Genomic DNA, 22,380 nt, shown 5'->3' with positions numbered 1-22,380 from the left:
AGAGCAACCCCCTCACCCCAGCCCTCTCCCCCAAGAGGGCGAGGGGGAAAGGGAGCAGATCTCCTTGCTTTTCAAACCTAGAGTTCGACTGGATATTTCAGGTCGGTGTACCTTGAAAGAACTACGCGGTCAGTCCCCTCTCCCTCTGGGAGAGGGTTAGGGTGAGGGGCTTTTCAGACCGGCAAATAAATCCCGAACGTATTCATCCCCCGATCACTGCGCACAAACACATCCCCGCCATGCATCAGCGCAATCGCCTTGACGATCGCCAGCCCCAAGCCATGGTTATTGCCACTGTTACTGCGCGACGCATCGACCCGATAAAAACGCTCGAACAGCCGTGGCAAATGCTCACTGGCAATCGGCGAACCGGGGTTGGCCACACCAATACTCACCTGATGCGCTTCAACCTCAATCCGCACCTCGATCACCTGACCCGCTCCGGTGTGCTGCACCGCGTTGCTCAACAGGTTGATCAACGCCCGACGCAAATGCGCAACCTCGATCTGCACCAGCGCATCACCGCTGACCTGCACCTGAACCTGCGCATCTTCAAGGATGAAATCCAGATACTCCAGCGTCGTCGCCACCTCATCCGCCAGCGACGTCGAGGTGAGTTTGGTCGCCTTGTTGCCCTGATCGGCACTGGCCAGAAACAACATGTCGTTGATGATCGAGCGCAGCCGTTCCAGCTCTTCCAGATTCGATTGCAGCACTTCGAAGTAATGCTCGGCGGAGCGTCCGCGAGTCAGCGCCACTTGCGTCTGGCCAATCAAATTGGTCAGCGGTGAACGCAGTTCATGGGCGACGTCAGCGTTGAACGACTCAAGTCTTGAATAGGCCTGCTCGACCCGTTCCAGCGTCGAGTTGAATGAGTCGACAAACTGCTCCAGCTCCGGTGGCAGCGGCGACAGACGCAAGCGCCCGGCGCGTAGTGGTGGCGCCAAGCGCTGAGCCTCGTGGGACAGTTTGATCAACGGCTTGAGGCCAATCCGCGCGACCCAATACCCCAGCGCCGACGCCATCAGCACACCGACAATCGCCAGCCCGATCAGCGCGATCAGCAAATTGTGCTGAGTCTCATGAAACGTCTCGGTATCGATGCCGATCATGAACCGTAGCGGCGGGCGCTGATCCTTGGCCGGCAACTCGGTCAGCAACACTTTCAGCGGATAAGGCTGGCCGGGTAACTGCAGGTCATGCATGCCCAGCGGCCCTTGGGCGAACGCGCGAATCGCTGTATCGGGCTGACCGTATTCGTAACCCGGATCGCCGCTCACCACCCAGAAACGAATGCGTTTGTCCTCTTCGCCGAGCAGCTTCAACTTGGCGTTGATCTTCACCCAGTGCTCGGGCGTGCCGAAGCGATTGAGCGCCGATTCGAGCACGCTGTAACGCGCATCCAGCTCGGCTTCTGGCAGTAATCCCAGGCCTTTGTCGACCTGTTGATACAGCGCGCCGCCGATCAACAGAAACACCAGCAGCGCCACCAGCGTGAACATGCCGCTGAGGCGCAGGGCAATCGAGTTACTGGACACCACGGCTCTCCAGCACATAACCCATGCCGCGAATGGTGTGCAGCAGTTTCTCGTCGAACGGCCCGTCGAGCTTGGCGCGCAGGCGTTTGATTGCGACTTCGACGACGTTGGCATCGCTGTCGAAGTTGATGTCCCAGACCATCTCGGCAATCGCGGTTTTCGAAAGGATTTCACCTTGCCGGCGGGCCAACACGCTCAACAGCGAGAACTCTTTGGCGGTCAGATCCAGTCGGGTGCCGGCACGGGTGGCCTTGCGGCTGATCAGATCTATCCACAGGTCGGCGATGCTCACTTGCACCGGTTCATGGCCGCCGCTGCGCCGGGTCAGCGCTTGCAGGCGCGCGACCAGTTCGAGGAAGGAAAACGGTTTGCCGAGGTAATCGTCGGCCCCGTCGCGCAGGCCTTTGATGCGGTCTTCGACGCGCTCGCGGGCGGTGAGCATGATCACCGGGGTCTGCTTGCGTGCACGCAACGCGCGCAAAACGCCGAAGCCATCGAGGCCCGGCAACATGACGTCGAGGACGATCACCGCGTAGTCGCTTTCCAGCGCCAGATGCAGGCCCTCGACGCCGTCGCGGGCCAGATCCACGGTGTAACCCTGTTCCGTCAGACCGCGGTGCAAATAGTCCGCGGTTTTTTCCTCGTCTTCGATAATCAGAACGCGCATGACCCTGCCTCAGTCTGTGGTCGCCAGTGCCGGTGCGGGCGATGGGGCTGGTGGGTGTGAGTGCCGGTGGAACAGCCGCTCGAGCCACAAGTATATGACCGGAGTGGTAAACAACGTCAGCATCTGGCTGACCAGCAAACCGCCGACCACGGCGATGCCCAACGGTTGGCGCAGTTCGGCGCCGGTGCCGTAACCGAGCATCAGCGGCAGCGCGCCAAGCAGGGCGGCGAGGGTGGTCATGATGATCGGCCGGAACCGCGTGATGCATGCCTCGAAAATCGCATCCTGCGGCGACAAGCCTCGGTGGCGCTGCGCCTCCAGGGCAAAGTCGATCATCAGGATGCCGTTCTTCTTGACGATACCGATCAGCAACACCAGGCCGATCAACGCCATGATCGAAAAGTCCTGACCGCAGATCCACAGCATGATCACTGCGCCCAAACCTGCCGCCGGCAATGTCGAAATGATCGTCAGCGGGTGCACGAAGCTTTCATAAAGCACACCGAGAATGATGTACACCGCCACCAGCGCCGCGAGAATCAGCCACGGCTGACTGGCCAGCGAACTCTGGAACGCCTGCGCCGCACCCTGGAAATTGCCGCTGATCGCCGTCGGCATGCCGATCTCGGCCTTGGCCTGATTGAGCAGAATCACCGCATCACCCAACGCCACGCCGGGCGCGAGGTTGAACGACAGGTTGGCGGCGGGGAACATGCCGTCATGGGCGATCGACAGTGGGCCAATGGTTGGCGCATCGAATTTGGCCAGCGCTGACAGCGGCACCATTTCTCCGCTCAGTGGCGAGCGCAGGTAGAAATAGTTGAGGCTTTCGGCCTTGCCGCGTTGCTTGGTGTCCAGCTCCAGAATCACGTTGTACTGATTGACCTGAGTCTGGAATTCGTTGATCTGCCGTTGCCCGAAAGCATCGTACAGCGCCTCGTCGACGTCGCTGGCGGTCAGGCCGAAACGGGCGGCGGCGCTGCGGTCGATGCTGATGTGGGTGATGCTTCCGCCGAGTTGCAGGTCGTTGGAAATGTCGCGGAACGCCGGGTTGCTGCGCAGTTTTTCGGTCAGGCGTTGTGTCCACGTCGCGAGAGTCGCGCCGTCGTTACTCTTCAGCACGTATTGGTACTGCGCGCGGCTCGGGCCAGAGCTGAGGTTGATGTCCTGGCCGGCGCGCAGGTAGAGGACGATGCCGGGGACTTTCATCAGTTGCGGGCGAATGCGGTCGATGAACTGACTGGCTGAAACATCACGGTCGCCGCGTTTTTTCAGGGCAATCCAGAAGCGTCCGTTGGCGATGGTCTGGTTGCTGCCGGACACGCCGACCGAGTGGGAAAACGCCTGCACGGCCGGATCGGCGGCGACGATTTCGGCCATCGCCAGGTGTTTTTTCACCATGTCGCCGTAGGAAATATCTGCAGCGGCTTCGGTGGTGCCGAGGACAAAACCGGTGTCCTGCACCGGGAAGAATCCTTTGGGGATAAAGATGTAACCGCCGATGGCCAGCGCCAGCGACAGACCGAACACGCCGATCATCAATTTCTGATGGGCGAGGGCGCGGCGCAGGCCTCGTTCGTACCAGCCGAGCAAGCGTTCGCTGAAGCCCGGTTTGGCGTGGGCGTGGTGTAACGGTTTGCGCATGAACAGTGCGGCCAGCGTCGGCGCCAGGGTCAGCGAGACCACCACGGAGATCATGATCGTCGAGGTCGCGGTCAGGGCGAATTCCTTGAACAGTCGCCCGACCACACCGCCCATGAACAGCAGCGGAATAAACGCCGCCACCAGCGAGAAACTGATCGAGACCACGGTGAAACCAATCTCGCCGGCGCCCTTGATCGCCGCTTCGCGCATATCGTCGCCGGCCTCCAGATGCCGGTGGATGTTTTCCACCACCACGATCGCATCGTCGACGACGAAGCCGACCGCGACGACGATCGCCACCAGCGTCAGGTTATTCAGGCTGAAACCGAGGATGTACATCAGGGCGAAACTGGCGATCAGCGACACGCCAAGCACTGCCGAAACAATTAGGGTCGCCGACAACTGACGCAGGAACAGCGCCATCACCGCGACCACCAGCAGGATCGCGATCAACAGGGTGATTTCGACTTCATGCAGCGAGGCGCGAATGGTCTGGGTGCGGTCGATCAGGGTTTTCACCTGCACCGAGGCTGGCAACATCGCCTCGAGGCCGGGCAGGGCGGCTTGAATGCGGTCAACGGTTTCTACGATGTTCGCACCGGGCTGGCGCGAGATCACCAGGTTCACACCGGGTTGATCACCGGCCCACGCTTGCACGTAGGCATCTTCCGAACCGTTGACGACTTTGGCGACATCACGCAGGTGAACCGGGGCGCCATCCTTGTAGGAAACGATGAGCTGGCTGTAGTCCTCGGGGTGGAACAACTGGTCGTTGGTCGACAGCGTCGAGATGCTTGATTCGCCGTACAGCGCCCCTTTGGCGAGGTTGAGGCTGGTCTGCTGAATCGCCAGTCGGATGTCGGCGAGGGTCAGGCCGATCGCCGCCAGTTTGTCCGCCGAGGCTTGTACGCGAATCGCCGGACGTTGCTGACCGGTGATGTTGATTTGGCCTACACCGTCGATCTGACTGATCTGACGCGAGAGCAGGGTTTCCACCAGGTCGCTGAGTTCGGTGCCGGGCATTTGCGTCGAGCTGACGCTGAGGATCAGCACAGGGCTGTCGGCCGGGTTGACCTTCTTCCAGGTCGGCAGCGTCGGCATGTCCTTGGGCAGTTTACCGGCGGCGGTGTTGATCGCCGCCTGGACTTCCTGGGCGGCGGTGTCGATGCTTTTATCGAGGGTGAATTGCAGGGTCAACAGGCTCGAGCCCAGCGCACTGCTCGAGGTCATCTGGGTCATGCCGGGGATAGCGCTGAATTGCACCTCCAGCGGCGTGGCCACGGACGAGGCCATGGTGTCGGGACTGGCGCCGGGCAACTGCGCTGAGACCTGAATCGTCGGAAATTCCGCTTCCGGCAGCGGGGCAATCGGTAAACGCGGGAAGGCAATCAAACCGACCAGCACCAAAGCGATGGTCAGCAGAATAGTTGCGACCGGGTGATCGATACACCACGTAGAGACGCCTTTGTGCGCCTTCATGGTTTCGGCTCCGCTTGCACCACCTGCGCCGGCTCGCTCATGACTTGCACCGTTGAACCGGGTTTGAGCCGCGACTGGCCATCGCTGACCAGCACGTCACCGGCCTTCACGCCTTTGATGATGTCCTGACCGCTGCCTTGATAAACCATCTGTACTTGCACGGCTTCGACCTTGTCGCCGTTGACCCGGTAAACGAAGTGTTGGTCGAGGCCACGTTGTACGACGGTGGGCGGGACGACCAGCGCATCTTTGTCGAGGGCTGTCTGAATTTTTACCGTGACCAGCAGGCCGGGCCAGAGCTTCTGGCTGGCGTTGACGAATTCGGCTTTGGCGCGGATGGTGCCGGTGTTGGCGTTGATCTGGTTGTCGATCAGGGTCAGGTGACCTTCGCCAAGCAGGTTGCCGGTTTCGCCATCGGTGTCGGCGCCGATGTAGGCCTTGACCGGTGCGCGTTGTGGATCGTTGATCAGGCCTTGCAGGGTCGGCAGCATTTGCTGGGGCAGGGAGAATTCGACGGCAATCGGGTCGATCTGGGTAACGGTGAACAGGCCGGCGGTGTCGGTCATGCGCAGGAAGTTGCCTTCGTCGACTGTGCGAATACCGACGCGGCCGGTGACCGGGGAGCGGATCTGTGTGTAGGACAGTTGCACTTGCGCGGCGTCGATGGAGGCTTGGTTGCCTTGGGCGGTGGCTTTCAGTTGGTTGACCAGCGCTTGTTGCTGGTCGAAGGTTTGTTTCGAGATGCCGTCGTCGACGGTGAGCAGTTTGTAGCGTTTGAGGTTGACCAGGGCGACTTGCAGTTGCGCCTGGCTTTCGCCCAGTTGGGCGCGGGCCTGGTCGAGGCTGGCGCGGATGGAGCGGTCGTCGATGGTGGCCAGCAGGTCGCCTGCTTTGACGAGTTGGCCTTCTTTGACGAGGATTTTGGTGAGGATGCCGTCTATTTGTGGGCGCACTACGACGCTGTGTAATGAGAGTACGGAGCCGATGCCGCTGGTGTAGCGGGGGACGTCTTTTGCGCTGACCGCTATGACTCGCACGGGGATGGCGGTGGGGGTGGCGAGTTTGGTCGGGGCGGGTTTCAGGGCGTACCACAGACCTGCGCCTGCGAGGACGATCAATAGAGTGGCGAGCAGGGCTTTGTTCTTTTGGATTCGCATGCGGGGTGGGCGCCGGACGGAGTTGGGCAGGGTTAGGGTCTTTATAAACTTGTTTGGGGGTCAGGAGGGTGACGGCTAGCTGTCGGCGCTGTCAGTTTCGTTGTGTACATATCCGTTGCTGCGAGTGTGGCTGATTACGGTTCCGCCCTTACGGCGGGTCACTTTTTCCAGACGCCGAAAAAGTAACCAAAAAGGCTTGCTCCTACGTACGGCCCGCTCGCTGGGGCTCGGGGTTCCTTCGCTGCGGGATCGATCCGGGCGCAGCGTCTCCGGTTTGCTTCGCTGCACCTCCTCTCGCTGTGTTTGGCTGCGCCAAACGGTCGCTGCGCTCCCACGCCCGGATCAATCCCTACACTCAGCCTTCCGACGTCGCCCGTGGATCAAGATCAAGAGCAGGCGAGCTGACACTCGGCCTATTGAGTGGTGAAGAGCACGGCGCGCACGGCTTTGGTTTTTGTGGTGCTCTTGCCCCTCACCCCAGCCCTCTCCCGAGGGAGAGGGAGCCGATTTGTGAGCTTTTCAGAATCTGAGTTCAACGCGCTATCGCACGTCGGCGTAGCTCTCCCAAACACCTCGGTCAGTCCCCTCTCCCTCCGGGCGGTCCGACGTTTCGGGAGGGCTAGGGTGAGGGGCTTTTGATCTGTTTCAGAATCTGAGTTCGACACGGCAATCGCACGTCGGCGTAGCTCTCCCAAACACCTCGGTCAGTCCCCTCTCCCTCCGGGAGAGGGCTAGGGTGAGGGGCTTTTGATTTGTTTCAGAATCTGAATTCGGCTCGGTATTTCACGTCGGCGTACCTCTCCCAAACACCACGGTCAGTTCCCTCTCCCTTTGGGAGAGGGCTAGGGTGAGGGTTGGCTTTTGGCTGTTTAAATTTGTGTCAAATAACCAGAACCTTCCCACAAGGTTTTCAGGTTGTCCGTCGGACGTGCGCTCTCTAGTCTTTGGTTGTCGCCGAAAACTCGGCGATCGGGTGTGAGAACCCGGGCTAAGTATTATTCCAATACCAGTACCGTCATAATCGGCGCCAGCTGATTGCTGCCTGCATTTTTATGGCGGCTATGTACGGGCGGACTTCGGTCCGGCCGGAGGTTGTACTGGTCCTTGCCCGGTTTCTCACCCCGTACGTAGCTGCCACCCAATTCGCCGCGTGAGAAACGGTAATTGTTGGCTCCAATCAGTGAGGACTGAGTAAATGACTAAGCCCGTACCCGATCCACCCATCGATCCCACCACCCCACTCGAAGACGCCATCCGCGCCGACGACCAGCTCAAAACCCGCGAAGCCATCAAGCGCGCTCTCGATTTCTACCTTTGCCCCGAACCGGTCAAACCGCGTCAGCCCAGTACGATGTTCCTCATCCACCCGAACATCGACACCGAAAGCCTGCTGGCCCACGCCTGCGAATCGCTGGCTTCAGCCAATGTCATGGCCGGTGATCTGGCTGATCAGCTCAGTCGCCCGCAGCGCAGTACGGCGCTGGCGATCCAGCAGATCGTCATGCTCGCCGAACTTGCGGTAAACCGGGCGCTGGATCGGGTTGATCCGCAAACGTAATCCGTCTGAACACCGCGTCATCGTTCTTCGCGAGCAAACTCGCTCCTACAAGGGGATCGCAATCCAGATGTAGGTGTGAGCCTGTTTGCGATGGCGATTGTTCTGTGGGCAGTCTCTGGAAATATTCGCAAGGTTGATAAGTCCCAAAAAGGGACCTATCGTTCCCTTTTTGGGACTCTTTGGCCTTCACAGTGGAAACTATCTCTCTAAGCGAAGCGCTGTTTACCACCACTCAACAAAAAGTGTTGGGTCTGCTGTTCGGTAAGCCTGACCAGACTTTCTATGCCAACGAGATCGTGCGCTGGGCGTGTGTTGGCAAAGGCAGTCTCATGCGTGAACTCGACCGTCTGCAGCGAGCCGGTGTGTTGCGCATGACGAGGGTGGGCAATCAGAACCATTACCAGGCCAATCCCACCTGTCCCATCTATGCCGAACTGCTGGGCATCGCTCGCAAGACGTTTGCCATCGCCGAGCCTCTGCGTCAGGCATTGCAGCAGTTTACCGAGCAGATCACTTGGGCGTTTGTCTATGGTTCCATCGCCAAAGACACAGCAAACACACTCAGTGACATTGATCTCATGCTGATCGGCGAAGGCCTGCACTACAGTGAAGTCATGGAACGGCTCATGCCCATGGAGGAGCAATTGGGTCGTCCCATCAATCCGACGCTTTACACCCCGCAAGACTGGGCGGCGAAACTGGCTGCGCAAAACAGCTTTGTCGTGCGGGTGGTGCAGCAGGAAAAAATCGATCTGTTAGGGGCAAACCCTTTGGAGTCCAAGGATGGGCAGCAACGAGAGTCTGGAGAATCTTCTACGTAGCGGTGGGCTGAAAGCGGAGCCGCCGGATCGCAAGGAGTGTGAGGGCTTGATGCGCTCGGCCGTGGATCGGCTCAAGGATGCGCAAACTTCAACGTTGTCTTTTTCCAGCCGTTTCGACTTGGCTTATAACGCAGCGCACGCGTTGGCGCTGACGGCGCTCCGATTGAGTGGCTATCGATCGGATAAACGCTATCTGGTCTTTCAGTGTCTGGTGCATACGGCGCATATCAGCAAGGTTCAGGTGCGATTGTTCGCGTTGTGTCATGAGCGGCGCAATCTCGCGGAATACGAAGGGTATATGAATGAGGATGACGCGCTTCTGGCGCAGTTGTTGGAAAGCGCCTCGCAATTGTTGAGTAACGTCCAGCAACGAATGAACTGACATTCGGCACGGCTTGCGATCCTGACTAATCTCTTAAAGATCCGCCTCTATGAGCGGATACAGCTTGTATGGCTCAGGCCGCGCACGGCGCATATCTCTCTGGGCCGCTCACCCCGGGAGTGTCTTGAAATGAAGCTGAAAACCGCTCTGCCATCTGTGCTTCTCTTGCTTCCACTCACTACGTTTGCAGCGCCTGCCAGTCAATCCGGCGAGATTCGCTTTACCGGACAAATCGTCGATTCGGGCTGTCAGGTCGGACCAGTCGGGGCGTTGGCGTCTCGTGAGTCTCGCCAGATCGAAATCAAGCCCGGTGTGAAAGTCGATGTCGACACTGATCGCAATGCCTGCAGCCGTCAGGCGCTGCCGATTTCCATGCGCTACGAAGCACTCAAGACCTCGACCGATAAAGGCATCGTCATCATCAGTTACCTGTAAACCGTTCGGCGTGCGCTGCAAATCTTCAGGTGCCGAGCGATGGCGCACAGGTATACTGCGCGCCTTCGCGGCTCAATGATCGGGCCCGACTTTTTGCTTTCCGGAGCTTTTATGACTTCCCCGACCCTGCCGCCGGTTGACGACGCTGTGAGCGATGTCCCGGCTGAACTGGCCGACACCAGCGAAACCAAAGCCGAAATCCCGGCGTTCAAATTTCCGTTCAAGCCGGGCGAGCTGGCCTCAGCCAAAGGCTCGAACCAGCCCTGGTACAAGAACGGCGCCAAGAATGGCCACACCAAGACCCCGGGCATGGCGCCGCCGGGTACCCGTCGTTCGATGGGCAAGCGCTGAGTTTTAATCCCGCCTGCGGCCATCGCTGTGATTTTTCATCACAGTGATGGCTAAGTGCTCAGTTCCTGAGCCAGATCAACGTTTCACCATTTGGTGCGCTTAGAGTCAGCAGCCCTGCCGACTCTTTCCAATAAAACGAGCGCGCTATCCCATGAAGATCAATCTCCCGGTGACCGGTCGCAATGTCGATGTGGCGCTGGACGCGAACATTCTCTCGACCACCGATCTGACCAGCGCGATTACCTACGCCAACGACGACTTCATCAAGATCAGCGGTTACAGCCGTGACGAATTGCTTGGAACCCCGCATAACCTGCTGCGTCATCCGGACATGCCGGCGCAGGCGTTTGCGCATATGTGGCAGACGCTCAAATGTGGGCGGTCGTGGATGGGGCTGGTGAAGAATCGTTGCAAAAATGGTGATCACTACTGGGTCAGTGCCTACGTCACACCGGTGACGCAGAACGGCGTGGCGGTGGAGTATCAGTCGGTGCGCACGCGGCCGGATGTGCGGTTGGTCGCAGCGGCAGAGCTGGCGTATGCGCAGTTGCGTGGTGAGCGAAGGGCGCGGTGGTCGGGGCCAAACATCAGTGTGCGGACGAAGATTACGGCGTTGGCCAGTGCATTGCTTGGCGTTGTGTTGGGCGCCGAGGCTTGGGTGCGGCCGGAGTCTGCGTGGCTGGACGGTGTGGCATTTGTCGTCGGCAGTGGGCTCTGTGCCGTGGCCGTGCGCTGGATTCTGCGACCGCTGGAACAACTGACCGAGCGTGCGCGCAAGGTCGCGGACAATCCCTTGAGCCAGGCTATCTACACCGGACGGCGCGACGCGTTCGGGCAGATCGAGTTTGCCTTGCAGATGCTTGAGGCGCAGGTCGGCGCGGTCGTCGGGCGCATCGGCGATGCCTCGCAACAATTGGCCGGGCATGCCGCGCAACTGGTCGATCATCTGCACAGCAGTCACACCAGTTCACTCGCGCAGCAGGCGGAAACCGATCAGGTCGCGGCAGCGATTCATCAAATGGCGGCCAGCGTCGCGCAGGTGGCCAGTCATGCCCAGCAGGCTTCCGTAGCGGCGGACATGGCCGGGACCGAAACTCGCGAAGGGCATTTGCTGGTGGGCGAAAGTCGCAGTGCGGTGTTGCGTCTGGCCGAGGAGTTGCGCCGGGCGACTGAGGTGATTCATCAGCTTGAAGGACACAGCAGCGAGATTTCCGGTGTGCTCGAGGTGATCCGCAGTATCGCCGAGCAGACCAATCTGCTGGCGCTCAATGCGGCGATTGAAGCGGCGCGTGCCGGCGATGCCGGGCGCGGTTTTGCGGTAGTCGCTGATGAGGTGCGCGGCTTGGCGCAACGCACGCAGCAATCGACCAACGAGATTCAGCGGATGATCAGCACCCTGCAAAACGGTGCGCGCGATGCGGTGATGGTTATGCAGCAAAGCAGCGAGCATGTGGATAACAGCGTCGAGCAGGCGCAACGCGCGGCACGGGCGCTGAGCGGGATCAGCGAGCGGGTCGAGCAGATCACCGAGATGAGCCTGCAGATTGCTGCAGCGGTGGAGCAGCAGAGTGCGGTGAGCGAGGACATCAATCGCAACATCGTCAGCATTCGCACGGCGTGCGAGGTGACGGTGGATGAGGGGCGGCAGAGTCAGCGCAACTCCGAGGATGTGGCGGGATTGGCGGGGGATTTGCGGTTGTTGGCGCGGGAGTTCTGGGGGCGGCGGCAGGTTCGGGACTGAGGTTGTTCTGGCTGACGTCTTCGCGAGCAGGCTCGCTCCCACAGTTGAAATGCGATCCCCTGTGGGAGCGAGCCTGCTCGCGAAAGGGCCATCAGCCGCTATGCAGCATCTGGATCAAGCCGCCCGCAGCGAGATAAACGCATACGTCTGCGCCGGTTCAGTCACCACCTGCGCCCCGGCCGCCAGCACTTGCCCGGCCACATCATCCCCGGACAAATGAAACACCCACTCACTCGGCACGGTCGTTAACGGTTGTGCAGTTACCTGATCAATCACCGAGGCAAACACCCCCATATTCGGCAAATACGCCGTAAACCCGTCACCCTTCAGTGCCGTGGTGCGAATCCCGAGCATCGCGCAAATCGCGTCCTTGATGCCGATGTCATCCCGATCCGCCTGGCGCGAGCGCTGAATCAACTCCACCAGTTCCTGATCCACCAACTCACCGCCGGCAATCAACACCGGCCCCTGTTGCCAGGACTCCGGCGGACAATCCTTGGCGGCGGGGTTGAGCGGGATATGCGGGTTGATTTCCGCCGGATAAATGCGGCACACCAACGGGCGCCGCTCGTAGATCCGGCACAGCTTGTCTTCGTCAAGATTCCGACAGGGGCCAACGTTGTACGCGGCAAAGGTGATCGCCACATGGGCGTCCGTTGCGCCGCTGCGAACGACCACTGAGCGACGTTCGGCATGTTCACGCTGCTGCGCCGGCAAACCCAGGCCATTACCAAGAAAGGCCTCGACCAACACGATCACCTGACCGCCATCCGCCGCCCACATGCGGGCTTCGGCCAGGGTTAGCGGGACATGGTGATCGGTGCAGCATTTGCCGCAGCCTACGCAGGAAAATGTCGTGTTCATTGAGCGATCTGTCTTCAATCAGGGCGTGAAGCGGTGGCGAAAAACCACCGCACAGGCCTGGATCGAAGCAAATTATGCGCCATTCACTGGGTTTTGCCGGTCGGACGGATCGAGTCCCACTCGGTGACGAATGCGGTTTTCGAGGTTTTGTTGTACAGGCACAGCTCGGTGCCTTGCTGGCCTTTCATGTGTTTTTGCGGGTATTGGCCTTGCAGCAGAACGGCGGTGTAGCCGACACGGTCGTCGAATTGTGCGGGCGTACCGACGGGCTTGGCGTTTTTCAGGCCGCTGGCTTTGCTGCAACTGGCGAGCACGGTTTTGTCGTAGGCCGCCCAAGCGTCGGGGCTGGAGGCGTGGGCCTGGGAGGTGAGGGCGGTGAGGCAGAGCAGGCTTAAGGTGATGGCTTTCATGGGGGGCATCCTTGGTCGTGGGTGGCCAAGGTTGGAGTCTGCCTAAAGAGTTTTGTTGCCTGGAACACCGCTAAAAGATCGCAGCCTTCGGCAGCTCCTACAGGGAACCGCATATCCATGTAGGAGCTGCCGAAGGCTGCGATCTTTTGACTTTAATCAGTCCGGCACCAGCTCGCGGCGGACCACATACATCCCGGCACTTTCATACAAGCGCTGCGCCCGCCAGTTGTCTTCCAGCACTTTCAGATCAACAAACCCTTCACGGCGTTGCTGAAACACCTTGAATGCATTGAGCAGCAGCGCCCGGCCCAATCCGCGCCCCTGCATGCGCGGATGCACCACCAGATTCTTGATATAGGCGCTGGTCCAGCATTGCGCCACGCCGACCACGCCTTCGGCATCGTGGGCAATAAAGCACAGCGATGGATCATATTCAGGATCGGTCTCGAATTGCTGCTGCCAAGTGTCCAGCGCCGGCACCCGGCCGCCGCCTTCGCGGTAGCCCAGTTGCATCAAATGATGCACGTCCGCCGCCAGTTCGACGGAGTACGTGCCCAGTTCAATCCCTTGAGGCCAAAGCGCGTCCGGCGCGCCCTTGGCAAGATCGCGCCGCATCAAAAAACAATACGTCTCGGCCAAGACTCAGTGCCCGTGGGCGGCGACGTGTTTGGCCGCTTCGATCAGGCAGTGGGTCAGTTCCGGCGAGGAGAACTTGGTCAGCACGCCATTCGCCCCGGCCAGCCGCGCTTTTTCGCTGTTCATCGCGCTGTCGAGCGAGGTGTGCAGCAGCACGTACAAATGGGCGAAGTCCGGGGTTTCACGCAGGGTGCGGGTGAAAGCGTAGCCGTCCATCTCGGACATTTCTATGTCGGAGACGATCAGGTTGATCTGCTGCGCGGTGCCTTGCAGGTCGAGCAGGCAGTCGATGGCTTCTTTTGCGCTACGCGCGGTGTGGCATTGCAGGCCGAGGTTGCGCAGGGTGTGCACTGATTGCTGCAGCGCCACCTGGCTGTCATCGACCACCAGAATGCGCGCATTGCCGAGCACATCAGCGTCTTCCATGCTCAGGTCGGTCGGGGCCATTTCGATCTGCGCCGGGGCGATGCTGTGGATAACCTTTTCGATGTCGAGAACTTGTACAAGCGTGCCGTCCACCGAGGTCACGCCGGTGATGTAGGCGCGCGAACCGCCGGAACCGAACGGCGGCGGCTTGATGTCGGTGGTCAGGCAGTGAACGATTTTGCTGACTGCCTGCACGTGCAGGCCCTGCTTCGAGCGGCTGACGTCGGTAACGATCAGGCAACCGCCGTTCGGGTCTTCCAGCGGGCGTTCGCCGATGGCGCGGCTGAGGTCGATGACCGACAGCGAGGCACCGCGCAAGGTGGCGATGCCTTTCACGTGCGGGTGCGACTCCGGCAGTTTGGTCAGCGGCGGGCAGGGAATGATTTCACTGACTTTTAGCAGGTTGATCGCCATCAGCTTGCCGCTGCGCAAGGTAAACAGCAGAAGCGAAAGTGAGTCTGCGCGGGCTTTGGTGGAGGACATATGAACCTTCTGTGGAAAGGTGGTGGGCGAGGGTGGAAATCGCCAGAAACTATTGATGCCGGGTTATCGGCGTTAAAGGGGTGGGCTTTAGGTTAGTTGTCGGGTGGGGTTCAGATCAAAAGCCAAAGCCAAAGCTCCTCACCCCAGCCCTCTCCCGGAGGGAGAGGGGGCCGATTGGGGGATATTGTAGTAATTCACCGACCTGAACCTGCTCTGCCGAATCCATAATCGACTCGATGTTTCAGGTCGGCGTATGGCGCAAGACACCTCGGTCAGTCCCCTCTCCCTCCGGGAGAGGGCTAGGGTGAGGGTGTGCTTTTAGCTCTTCATCCCCAACCGCTTGGCCATCCGCCCAAGATTCGCCCGATCCAGCCCCAACTCCCGCGCCGCACTCGCCCAGTTATCCTGATTGCGTTCCAGCGCCGCACTGATCAACCTCCGCTGATACTGCTCGGTCGCACTGCGCAAATCCCCACTGATCAACGGCATTTCAGCCACCACACCGGCAACAGCCTCAACCGAGTTATCCACAACCTCACGCGGCAAATCCAGATCCGCCGCGCTCAAACTGAGGATCTTCGGTCGCACTTTGCAGTTGCCCAGCGCCTTCAACGCACTGCGCCCGATCAAGTGCTCGAGCTCGCGCACGTTGCCCGGCCAAGTGTAGGCGAGCAGCGCTTCCTGGGCGTCGCTGTTCAGGCGCAGGCTGTTGAGGCCCATGCGCGAGCGATTCTGTTCGAGGAAGAAACCGCTGAGCAGCAACACATCGCGGCCGCGATCACGCAGCGCCGGCACGCGCAGCGGGTACACACTGAGACGATGATAGAAGTCGGCACGATAGCGACCGCTGCGCACCTCTTCAGCCAGGTCGCGGTTGGTCGCGGCAATCAGACGCACATCGACCTGATGTTCCTCGTCCGAGCCCAACCGCTGCAACTGACCGCTCTGCAAGACGCGCAGCAATTTCGCCTGCACAGTCAGCGACAACTCACCGACTTCATCGAGAAACAGTGTGCCGCCATTGGCCAGTTCGAACTTGCCGCGACGGTCACTGGTGGCGCCGGTGAAGGCGCCGCGCACGTGGCCGAACAATTCGCTTTCTACCAGCGTATCCGGCAGCGCGGCGCAGTTGAGGCTGATGATCGGTTTGTCGGCGCGCGGTGAAGCGGCGTGGATCGCTTGGGCGACCAGTTCTTTGCCGACCCCGGTTTCGCCGGTGATCAACACGGTCAGATCGCTGCCGCCGACCAGATTGATCTCTTCCACTAACTTCTTCAGCGCCTTGCTCTGGCCGATCATCTCGCGGTTCTGCTGGCCGCTGGCCTGACGATAAACTTCGGCGCGCTGGTGTTCGTCTTCCGCGCGATTGGCCAAGCGTTGAATGCGTTCGGCAGCGTTGACCGTGGCCGAGGCGAGGCTGGCGAAGGCTTGCAGGGCGTCGAGTTCGATCGGTTCGAAACGCTCGGGATCAAGGGCATCGAGGGTGATCAGGCCCCAGAGTTTTTCATCGACAAATAAAGGACAGCCGAGGCAATCATGGACTTCGAGGTGATCGTCGAGGCCGTCGACCAGACCGTCATAAGGATCGGGCAAGTCGCTGTCGGCGGCGAATCGCGTGGGTCCGGCACCGCTCAGTAGAATTTCGAAACGCGGATGTTCGCTGACTTTGAAGCGTCGGCCGAGGGTGTCGGTGCTTAAACCGTCCACCGCCAGCGGCACCAGTGCTTCGCCGTCGAGGCGCAACAATGCGGCGGCATCGCAGGGCAGCAGGGCGCGCATGGCTTCGAGCAAGCGTCGATAGCGCTCGCCCTCGGGCAGTTCGCGGGACAAATCGGAGACGAGAGGCAGTAGCGCAGTGAGCAGGGATTTGGCGGTCATGGTCTTGTAGTCAAAGAGACAAGATGTAGTCGGGATGACTATAAGGCGCTTTGAGTCTTTATGACTACGTTATTTTCAACCTGTTGATTTATATGGATAAATAAGTTGGCACGAAACCTGATAACCCTAAGGTAACTTTTCAAGAAAGCTCAGGAGTCATTCTTATGCTTAGCGTCCAGGATCGTGCCATCGTCAAATCCACCGTGCCTCTGTTGGAAAGCGGCGGTGAAGCGTTGATCACGCACTTCTATCGCATGATGCTCTCTGAATACCCGGAAGTTCGCCCGCTGTTCAACCAGGCGCACCAGGCCAGCGGTGACCAGCCACGGGCCTTGGCTAACGGCGTATTGATGTATGCGCGGCACATCGATCAGCTCGACCAGTTGGGCGATCTGGTGGCGAAGATCATCAACAAGCACGTCGCCCTGCAGATCCTCCCGGAGCACTACCCGATTGTCGGTGCCTGTTTGCTGCGCGCCATCTCCGAAGTGCTCGGCGAAGAGATCGCTACGCCCGAAGTGATGAGCGCCTGGGGCGCGGCGTACGGGCAACTGGCTGACATCCTGATCGGCGCCGAAACCGCCATCTACGACCAAAAAGAACAAGCCGTCGGCGGCTGGCGCGGGGCGCGTGAGTTCATTGTTGCGGCGAAAGTCGAGGAGAGCGCGGAAATCATTTCGTTCTACTTCGAACCAGCAGACAAAGGCCCGATTCTGGCCGCCGATCCGGGTCAGTACATCGGCATGAAGCTGATCCTCGACGGTGAAGAAATTCGCCGCAATTATTCGTTGTCGGCACTGGCCAACAACGGTCAGTACCGCATCAGCGTTAAACGCGAACCAGGTGGCCGGGCGTCCAACCACTTGCACGATCAACTGCATGTTGGTGCGAGCATTCAGCTGTTCCCGCCATCGGGCGAGTTCACCTTGACTGCGAGCGACAAGCCACTGGTGCTGATCAGCGGCGGCGTCGGCATCACACCGACCCTGGCGATGCTTGAAGCGGCGCTGGAAACCGAGCGGCCGGTGCACTTTATCCACTGCGCGCGCAATGGCAGCGTGCATGCGTTCCGTGACTGGATTGATGAGCTGGCGGCGCGTCATCCGCAATTCAAGCGTTTTTACTGCTACGCCGAAGATGACGGTGTGAGTCCTGCGGCGGACAAGGTCGGGATGCTGGATCAGGCGCTGCTGGGCGAGTGGTTACCCCAGGAGCGTGATGTCGACGCTTACTTCCTCGGGCCGAAGGGTTTCATGGGCGCGATCAAGCGGCATTTGAAAGCGTTGGGTGTGCCGGAGCAGCAAAGCCGTTATGAATTCTTTGGGCCGGCAGCGGCTTTGGAGTGATCTGAAACCGGGTTGTCGTCATTCGCGAGCAAGCTCGCTCCCACAGGGGATTTGTGTTCGACGCAGATCCAATGTGGGAGCGAGCTTGCTCGCGAAGGCCGTTATGCGGTCTCGATTCTTGAATTCTGTTTAAAGGTTAATCGTTTCTTAACCGCTTTATCGTTTATTGCCCCGGTGTAGACTTGCGACAACTTTCAGCCGCGAGTCAGCTGAACCATGGACATATAAAGGAAACGCGATGAGCGAGGAAACGATTCGACTGGGACGTGAGCGGCGCTTTCTGGTGCTGCTGGGCATCATCTGCCTGGCACTGATCGGCGGTGCCCTGTACATGCAGATCGTGCTCGGTGAAGCACCGTGCCCACTGTGCATCTTGCAGCGCTACGCGTTGCTGCTGATCGCGCTGTTCGCGTTCATCGGCGCGGCCATGCGCACGCGTCGTAGCATCACCGTATTCGAGGTGCTGGTGGTGCTTTGCGCGATTGCCGGGGCCGGTGTGGCCGGGCATCACGTGTACACCCAGTTCTATCCGGCGGTGAGCTGCGGCATCGATGTGCTGCAGCCGATTGTCGATGATCTGCCGCTGGCAAAGATCTTCCCGCTGGGCTTCCAGGTCGACGGTTTCTGCTCGACGCCGTATCCGCCGATCCTCGGTCTGTCGCTCGCGCAATGGGCGCTCGTGGCGTTCGTGCTGGTGGTCATTCTGGTGCCGCTGCTGACCTCGCGTAACCGAAAAGCACTGCGCTGAATCAACTAATCGGCTATCTGGCCGATACAGAAAACGCCCCGATTTGCGGATCAGCCAATCGGGGCGTTTTGCCTTTCAGAGTGTTTGTGAAAACACCGTGACGGACGGCAAGGCGGGGTGCGGCAGGTGTGCGACATGTTGTCACACACGCGGTGTCGCAGGCCGCTTTAGTGACGCGGAATCGGCCGTTGTTACAAAAAAGGATTGGCCCGTTTCAGCGGTTTTCGGCTTTAGCACGCGAGTGCCAGAGCAGGCAGTTTTAACAAGCGCTGGCATATGGCCAAAAGCCTTGGGTTATCGGGGCTTGCGCTGTTCCAGCGTTCGGAAAAAGCCTTCAGAGCTGTCTGAACTGACGCGGGTACACCTACATTTTTTGGTGTTTTTGTTGAGAAATGTTTTCGATAACATGCGGAACTTTTGCAAAAATGGCGATGGATTGTTGCTCGAATCGATAAAAATTATTTCGGGATAAGACATGGTGTATAGGGCGCTACCTATCTACAATCGCCCGCACTGAATTCCCGGCACTGTTCAGCCTTTATTAAGGAACACTTTATTAAGGCGCTGCGCAGAAAGTCGGGTGTCGAGTGAGTCGCAAGGCTTCCAAGACACCCAGGTGTCGGTGCCTTCCAACTTTCCGCACCAAATGGAATTGGTCTGTAACAAGGCCTTTGACCACGAATTCGAATAAGAACTGACCGCTGTCCCAGGTTTTGTCGAGCGTCTGACGCGCGACGGGCGGCCCTTATTCAATCCAAAGAAAATGCCAACCCTTGGCAGGGTGAAGTGTTGGCGATCAAAACCCAACTGCATTGCGCAAGCTGCTTTAGAGGTCGTGAGATGAGTAAAAACAGGTACCCCAGATTACTAGGCCTAGTGCCGCTGCTCGGCACGTTGTTGCTGGGAGGCTGCAACATGACCTTGCTCAATCCAACGGGCCAGGTTGGCCTGGAACAGCGAAACCTGATCATCACCGCGACCCTGCTGATGCTGTTGGTCGTCGTGCCGGTTATCGTCATGACCTTCCTGTTCGCCTGGAAGTACCGCGCGTCGAACAAGAACGCCGTCTACACCCCGAAATGGTCGCACTCGACCAAGATCGAAGTGGCAGTCTGGACCATCCCGGTCCTGATCATCATTGCCCTGGGTTACATCACCTACATTTCGACCCACGAACTGGACCCGTATCGTCCGATCCAGTCCGACGTCAAGCCTGTGACCATCGAAGTGGTCGCGCTGGACTGGAAGTGGCTGTTCATCTACCCGGAACAAGGCATTGCCACGGTCAACAAGATCGTGTTCCCGGCGCACACGCCAATCAACTTCAAGATCACCTCTGACGCTGTGATGAACTCGTTCTTCATCCCGGGTCTGGGCGGCCAGATCTACGCGATGGCGGGCATGCAGACCAAACTGCACCTGATCGCTGACCGTAACGCTGAAATGGACGGTATCTCCGCCAACTACAGCGGCGCGGGTTTCACCGGCATGAAGTTCAAAGCTATCTCCACCACTCAGGAAGATTTCGACGCCTGGGTAAGTGAAGTCAAGAAGTCACCTAAACAGCTTGATCAAGCTGAATACGCGGCACTTGCCAAACCGAGCCAGAACAACCCAGTCGAGCTCTACTCCTCGGTCACGCCGAACCAGTTCCAGATCATCGTCGACAAGTACGAAGGTATGAAGCCGGGCAAGCCGCTGAAGCACGAGAAGAAAGAGAAAGAAGTCGCGGCCACGGAAATTGACTCGAGTTCGCATTCAGCTGCCGGGGCAGAGGAGTAAACGATGTTTGGTAAATTAAGTTGGGAAGCAGTCCCATTCCACGAGCCGATCGTGATGGTGACCATCGCCATGATCGCCCTCGGTGGTCTGGCGCTGTTCGCTGCAATCACCTACTTCAAGAAGTGGACCTACTTGTGGACCGAGTGGTTGACCTCGGTCGACCACAAGAAAATCGGCGTGATGTACATCATCGTCGCCATGGTCATGCTGCTGCGCGGTTTTGCCGACGCCATCATGATGCGTACCCAGTTGGCCATGGCCACCGAGGGTTCGCCTGGCTACCTGCCACCTGAACACTATGACCAGATCTTCACCGCTCACGGTGTGATCATGATCATCTTCATGGCGATGCCATTCTTCACCGGCCTGATGAACCTTGCAGTGCCGCTGCAGATCGGCGCGCGTGACGTTGCGTTCCCGTTCCTGAACTCCCTGAGCTTCTGGCTGCTGGTATCCGGCGTAGTACTGATCAACCTGTCCCTGGGCGTCGGCGAATTCGCCAAGACCGGTTGGGTTGCCTATCCACCATTGTCGGGTCTGCAGTACAGCCCTGGCGTGGGTATGGACTACTACATCTGGGCGCTACAGTTATCCGGGTTAGGTACGACGCTAACGGGGGTTAACTTCCTCGCGACCGTACTGAAAATGCGTACCCCTGGCATGAAACTGATGGACATGCCGATCTTCACCTGGACCTGCACCTGGGCAAACGTTCTGATCGTGGCTTCGTTCCCGATCCTGACCGCTACCCTGGCACTGCTGACCCTTGACCGTTACATGGATTTCCACATTTTCACCAATGAACTTGGTGGCAATCCAATGATGTACGTCAACCTGTTCTGGGCGTGGGGCCACCCTGAGGTTTACATCCTGATCCTGCCGGCATTCGGCATCTTCTCGGAAGTGATCTCGGCGTTCACCGGCAAGAAACTGTTCGGCCACCACTCGATGATCTACGCCTCGGGCGCGATCTCGGTACTGGGCTTCATGGTTTGGCTGCACCACTTCTTCACCATGGGTTCGGGTGCCAGCGTCAACGCCTTCTTCGGTCTGGCGACGATGCTGATTTCCATCCCGACGGGTGTGAAGCTGTTCAACTGGCTGTTCACCATCTACCAGGGCCGTCTGCGCTTCACCAGCCAGGTGATGTGGACGCTGGGCTTCATGGTGACCTTCGCCATCGGCGGCATGACCGGCGTACTGCTGGCCATCCCGGGTGCTGACTTCGTGCTGCACAACAGCCTGTTCGTGATCGCGCACTTCCACAACGTGATCATCGGCGGTGCGGTATTCGGTTACATCGCAGGTTTCGCGTTCTACTTCCCGAAAGCGTTCGGCTTCAAGCTGCACGAAGGCTGGGGTAAAGCAGCGTTCTGGTTCTGGATCTCGGGCTTCTTCGTCGCGTTCATGCCGCTCTATGCACTGGGCTTCATGGGCATGACCCGTCGTCTGAATGCCACCACCAACCCTGAGTGGGTACCGTACCTGTACGTTGCCATGTTCGGTGCGGTGATGATCGCTGTGGGTATTGCCTGCCAGCTGATCCAGCTCTATGTGAGCGTGCGTGACCGTAACAAGCCAGAGAACGTTTGCGATCACGGTGACCCGTGGAATGCACACACCCTGGAATGGTCGACCTCGTCGCCACCTCCGTTCTACAACTTTGCTGTGCTGCCAAAGGCTGACTGCATCGACCCGTTCACTGAAGCCAAGGAAAACGGTACTGCGTACCAGCGTCCGGCCAAGTACGAGCCGATCCACATGCCGAACAACACCGCCACTGGCGTGGTGATGGGCGCACTGTTGACCGTCTTCGGTTTCGCGATGATCTGGCACATCTGGTGGTTGGCGATCGCCAGCCTGGCCGGCACCGTCATCTACTTCGTGATCCACGCTGCACGTGACGACCAGGGCTATATGGTTCCGGTTGAAACGATCGAGCGTATCGAAGCCGAGCAGCACAAGCGTCTGGTTGCGGCAGGGAAAATCCCGGCCGGTGCCACCCGTGTTGAAACCTCGTTGGAACAGGCTTAA

General features: G+C 59.2%; 19 protein-coding genes and 1 pseudogene. 11 read left to right on the top strand and 9 right to left on the bottom strand.

The window, feature by feature from the left end:
• Positions 1 to 173: 173 nt before the first annotated feature.
• The 4 genes from ACRRSD_RS10045 to ACRRSD_RS10030 are packed head-to-tail and all read right to left on the bottom strand — an operon-like array spanning position 174 to position 6,485.
• Positions 174 to 1,538 (bottom strand): heavy metal sensor histidine kinase, encoded by a 1,365-nt coding sequence (locus tag ACRRSD_RS10045; protein ID WP_435037970.1) that lies wholly within the window; start codon positions 1,536 to 1,538, stop codon positions 174 to 176.
• Positions 1,528 to 2,205 (bottom strand): heavy metal response regulator transcription factor, encoded by a 678-nt coding sequence (locus ACRRSD_RS10040; RefSeq protein ID WP_007916978.1) that lies wholly within the window; start codon positions 2,203 to 2,205, stop codon positions 1,528 to 1,530. Before ACRRSD_RS10040 ends, ACRRSD_RS10045 begins: the two co-directional genes overlap by 11 nt.
• A 9-nt stretch (positions 2,206 to 2,214) precedes the next feature.
• Entirely contained in the window at positions 2,215 to 5,328 is a 3,114-nt protein-coding gene (locus tag ACRRSD_RS10035; RefSeq protein ID WP_435037969.1) for a multidrug efflux RND transporter permease subunit, read from the bottom strand.
• The gene (locus ACRRSD_RS10030) at positions 5,325 to 6,485 is read right to left on the bottom strand and encodes an efflux RND transporter periplasmic adaptor subunit (RefSeq protein WP_435037968.1); all 1,161 of its coding nucleotides are present in this window, start codon (positions 6,483 to 6,485) and stop codon (positions 5,325 to 5,327) included. Before ACRRSD_RS10030 ends, ACRRSD_RS10035 begins: the two co-directional genes overlap by 4 nt.
• Before the next feature lie 1,195 nt (positions 6,486 to 7,680).
• Here ACRRSD_RS10030 and ACRRSD_RS10025 point away from each other — a divergent pair.
• From ACRRSD_RS10025 to ACRRSD_RS09995, 7 genes and pseudogenes are all read left to right on the top strand, one after another.
• Entirely contained in the window at positions 7,681 to 8,043 is a 363-nt protein-coding gene (locus ACRRSD_RS10025) for a DUF6124 family protein (RefSeq protein WP_038362862.1), read from the top strand.
• 191 nt (positions 8,044 to 8,234) lie between these two features.
• Positions 8,235 to 8,864 (top strand): nucleotidyltransferase domain-containing protein, encoded by a 630-nt coding sequence (locus ACRRSD_RS10020; RefSeq protein WP_435037967.1) that lies wholly within the window; start codon positions 8,235 to 8,237, stop codon positions 8,862 to 8,864.
• Positions 8,827 to 9,246, top strand: coding sequence for a hypothetical protein (locus tag ACRRSD_RS10015; RefSeq protein WP_435037966.1), 420 nt, complete (start codon positions 8,827 to 8,829; stop codon positions 9,244 to 9,246). The genes ACRRSD_RS10020 and ACRRSD_RS10015 overlap by 38 nt, the downstream gene beginning before the upstream one ends.
• 129 nt (positions 9,247 to 9,375) lie before the next feature.
• Complete coding sequence (locus tag ACRRSD_RS10010; RefSeq protein WP_435037965.1) at positions 9,376 to 9,681, top strand: type 1 fimbrial protein; 306 nt, start codon at positions 9,376 to 9,378, stop codon at positions 9,679 to 9,681.
• 111 nt (positions 9,682 to 9,792) lie between these two features.
• On the top strand, positions 9,793 to 10,032 hold the full coding sequence (locus ACRRSD_RS10005; RefSeq protein ID WP_095050660.1) for a hypothetical protein: 240 nt from the start codon (positions 9,793 to 9,795) through the stop codon (positions 10,030 to 10,032).
• Positions 10,033 to 10,183: 151 nt separating this feature from the next.
• Positions 10,184 to 10,465, top strand: a pseudogene (locus ACRRSD_RS10000) (PAS domain-containing protein); the annotation flags it as partial.
• A 225-nt stretch (positions 10,466 to 10,690) separates the two neighbouring features.
• A complete protein-coding gene (locus ACRRSD_RS09995) occupies positions 10,691 to 11,773 on the top strand; it encodes a methyl-accepting chemotaxis protein (RefSeq protein WP_435038495.1) in 1,083 nt (360 codons plus the stop codon).
• A 114-nt stretch (positions 11,774 to 11,887) separates the two neighbouring features.
• Here ACRRSD_RS09995 and ACRRSD_RS09990 read toward each other — a convergent pair whose 3' ends face one another.
• From ACRRSD_RS09990 to norR, 5 genes are all read right to left on the bottom strand, one after another.
• On the bottom strand, positions 11,888 to 12,637 hold the full coding sequence (locus tag ACRRSD_RS09990; protein WP_435037964.1) for a YkgJ family cysteine cluster protein: 750 nt from the start codon (positions 12,635 to 12,637) through the stop codon (positions 11,888 to 11,890).
• Between the two features lie 83 nt (positions 12,638 to 12,720).
• A complete protein-coding gene (locus tag ACRRSD_RS09985) occupies positions 12,721 to 13,047 on the bottom strand; it encodes a hypothetical protein (protein ID WP_435037963.1) in 327 nt (108 codons plus the stop codon).
• A gap of 156 nt (positions 13,048 to 13,203) precedes the next feature.
• The gene (locus tag ACRRSD_RS09980) at positions 13,204 to 13,662 is read right to left on the bottom strand and encodes a GNAT family N-acetyltransferase (RefSeq protein ID WP_435037962.1); all 459 of its coding nucleotides are present in this window, start codon (positions 13,660 to 13,662) and stop codon (positions 13,204 to 13,206) included.
• A 27-nt stretch (positions 13,663 to 13,689) separates the two neighbouring features.
• Positions 13,690 to 14,592 (bottom strand): chemotaxis protein CheV, encoded by a 903-nt coding sequence (locus ACRRSD_RS09975; protein ID WP_007916955.1) that lies wholly within the window; start codon positions 14,590 to 14,592, stop codon positions 13,690 to 13,692.
• 318 nt (positions 14,593 to 14,910) lie between these two features.
• A complete protein-coding gene (norR, locus tag ACRRSD_RS09970; protein WP_435037961.1) occupies positions 14,911 to 16,470 on the bottom strand; it encodes a nitric oxide reductase transcriptional regulator NorR in 1,560 nt (519 codons plus the stop codon).
• Positions 16,471 to 16,634: 164 nt separating this feature from the next.
• Here norR and hmpA point away from each other — a divergent pair, with 164 nt between their 5' ends.
• From hmpA to cyoB, 4 genes are all read left to right on the top strand, one after another.
• Complete coding sequence (hmpA, locus tag ACRRSD_RS09965) at positions 16,635 to 17,816, top strand: NO-inducible flavohemoprotein (protein ID WP_435037960.1); 1,182 nt, start codon at positions 16,635 to 16,637, stop codon at positions 17,814 to 17,816.
• A 238-nt stretch (positions 17,817 to 18,054) separates the two neighbouring features.
• Positions 18,055 to 18,564, top strand: coding sequence for a disulfide bond formation protein B (locus tag ACRRSD_RS09960; protein WP_223028089.1), 510 nt, complete (start codon positions 18,055 to 18,057; stop codon positions 18,562 to 18,564).
• Positions 18,565 to 19,404: 840 nt separating this feature from the next.
• A complete protein-coding gene (cyoA, locus tag ACRRSD_RS09955) occupies positions 19,405 to 20,346 on the top strand; it encodes a ubiquinol oxidase subunit II (RefSeq protein ID WP_007916947.1) in 942 nt (313 codons plus the stop codon).
• Between the two features lie 3 nt (positions 20,347 to 20,349).
• Positions 20,350 to 22,380 carry a cytochrome o ubiquinol oxidase subunit I gene (gene cyoB, locus ACRRSD_RS09950; RefSeq protein ID WP_103304511.1) on the top strand — a complete coding sequence of 677 codons (2,031 nt, stop codon included), beginning with the start codon at positions 20,350 to 20,352 and terminating at the stop codon, positions 22,378 to 22,380.

Source organism: Pseudomonas neuropathica, assembly GCF_051174785.1.
Lineage (GTDB): Bacteria > Pseudomonadota > Gammaproteobacteria > Pseudomonadales > Pseudomonadaceae > Aquipseudomonas > Aquipseudomonas neuropathica_A.
This window is presented reverse-complemented; position numbering and strand designations above follow the sequence as displayed.

Excerpts from the sequence above, each read along its gene's own strand:
- ACRRSD_RS09990 (WP_435037964.1), bottom strand. The coding sequence starts at position 12,637 with ATGAACACGACATTTTCCTGCGTAGGCTGCGGCAAATGCTGCACCGAT.
- ACRRSD_RS09985 (WP_435037963.1), bottom strand. The coding sequence starts at position 13,047 with ATGAAAGCCATCACCTTAAGCCTGCTCTGCCTCACCGCCCTCACCTCC.
- ACRRSD_RS10030 (WP_435037968.1), bottom strand. The coding sequence starts at position 6,485 with ATGCGAATCCAAAAGAACAAAGCCCTGCTCGCCACTCTATTGATCGTC.
- ACRRSD_RS10040 (WP_007916978.1), bottom strand. The coding sequence starts at position 2,205 with ATGCGCGTTCTGATTATCGAAGACGAGGAAAAAACCGCGGACTATTTG.
- ACRRSD_RS10005 (WP_095050660.1), top strand. The coding sequence starts at position 9,793 with ATGACTTCCCCGACCCTGCCGCCGGTTGACGACGCTGTGAGCGATGTC.
- ACRRSD_RS09975 (WP_007916955.1), bottom strand. The coding sequence starts at position 14,592 with ATGTCCTCCACCAAAGCCCGCGCAGACTCACTTTCGCTTCTGCTGTTT.
- ACRRSD_RS10035 (WP_435037969.1), bottom strand. The coding sequence starts at position 5,328 with ATGAAGGCGCACAAAGGCGTCTCTACGTGGTGTATCGATCACCCGGTC.
- hmpA (WP_435037960.1), top strand. The coding sequence starts at position 16,635 with ATGCTTAGCGTCCAGGATCGTGCCATCGTCAAATCCACCGTGCCTCTG.
- ACRRSD_RS09960 (WP_223028089.1), top strand. The coding sequence starts at position 18,055 with ATGAGCGAGGAAACGATTCGACTGGGACGTGAGCGGCGCTTTCTGGTG.
- ACRRSD_RS09980 (WP_435037962.1), bottom strand. The coding sequence starts at position 13,662 with ATGCGGCGCGATCTTGCCAAGGGCGCGCCGGACGCGCTTTGGCCTCAA.
- ACRRSD_RS10015 (WP_435037966.1), top strand. The coding sequence starts at position 8,827 with ATGGGCAGCAACGAGAGTCTGGAGAATCTTCTACGTAGCGGTGGGCTG.
- ACRRSD_RS10025 (WP_038362862.1), top strand. The coding sequence starts at position 7,681 with ATGACTAAGCCCGTACCCGATCCACCCATCGATCCCACCACCCCACTC.
- norR (WP_435037961.1), bottom strand. The coding sequence starts at position 16,470 with ATGACCGCCAAATCCCTGCTCACTGCGCTACTGCCTCTCGTCTCCGAT.
- cyoA (WP_007916947.1), top strand. The coding sequence starts at position 19,405 with ATGAGTAAAAACAGGTACCCCAGATTACTAGGCCTAGTGCCGCTGCTC.
- ACRRSD_RS10010 (WP_435037965.1), top strand. The coding sequence starts at position 9,376 with ATGAAGCTGAAAACCGCTCTGCCATCTGTGCTTCTCTTGCTTCCACTC.
- cyoB (WP_103304511.1), top strand. The coding sequence starts at position 20,350 with ATGTTTGGTAAATTAAGTTGGGAAGCAGTCCCATTCCACGAGCCGATC.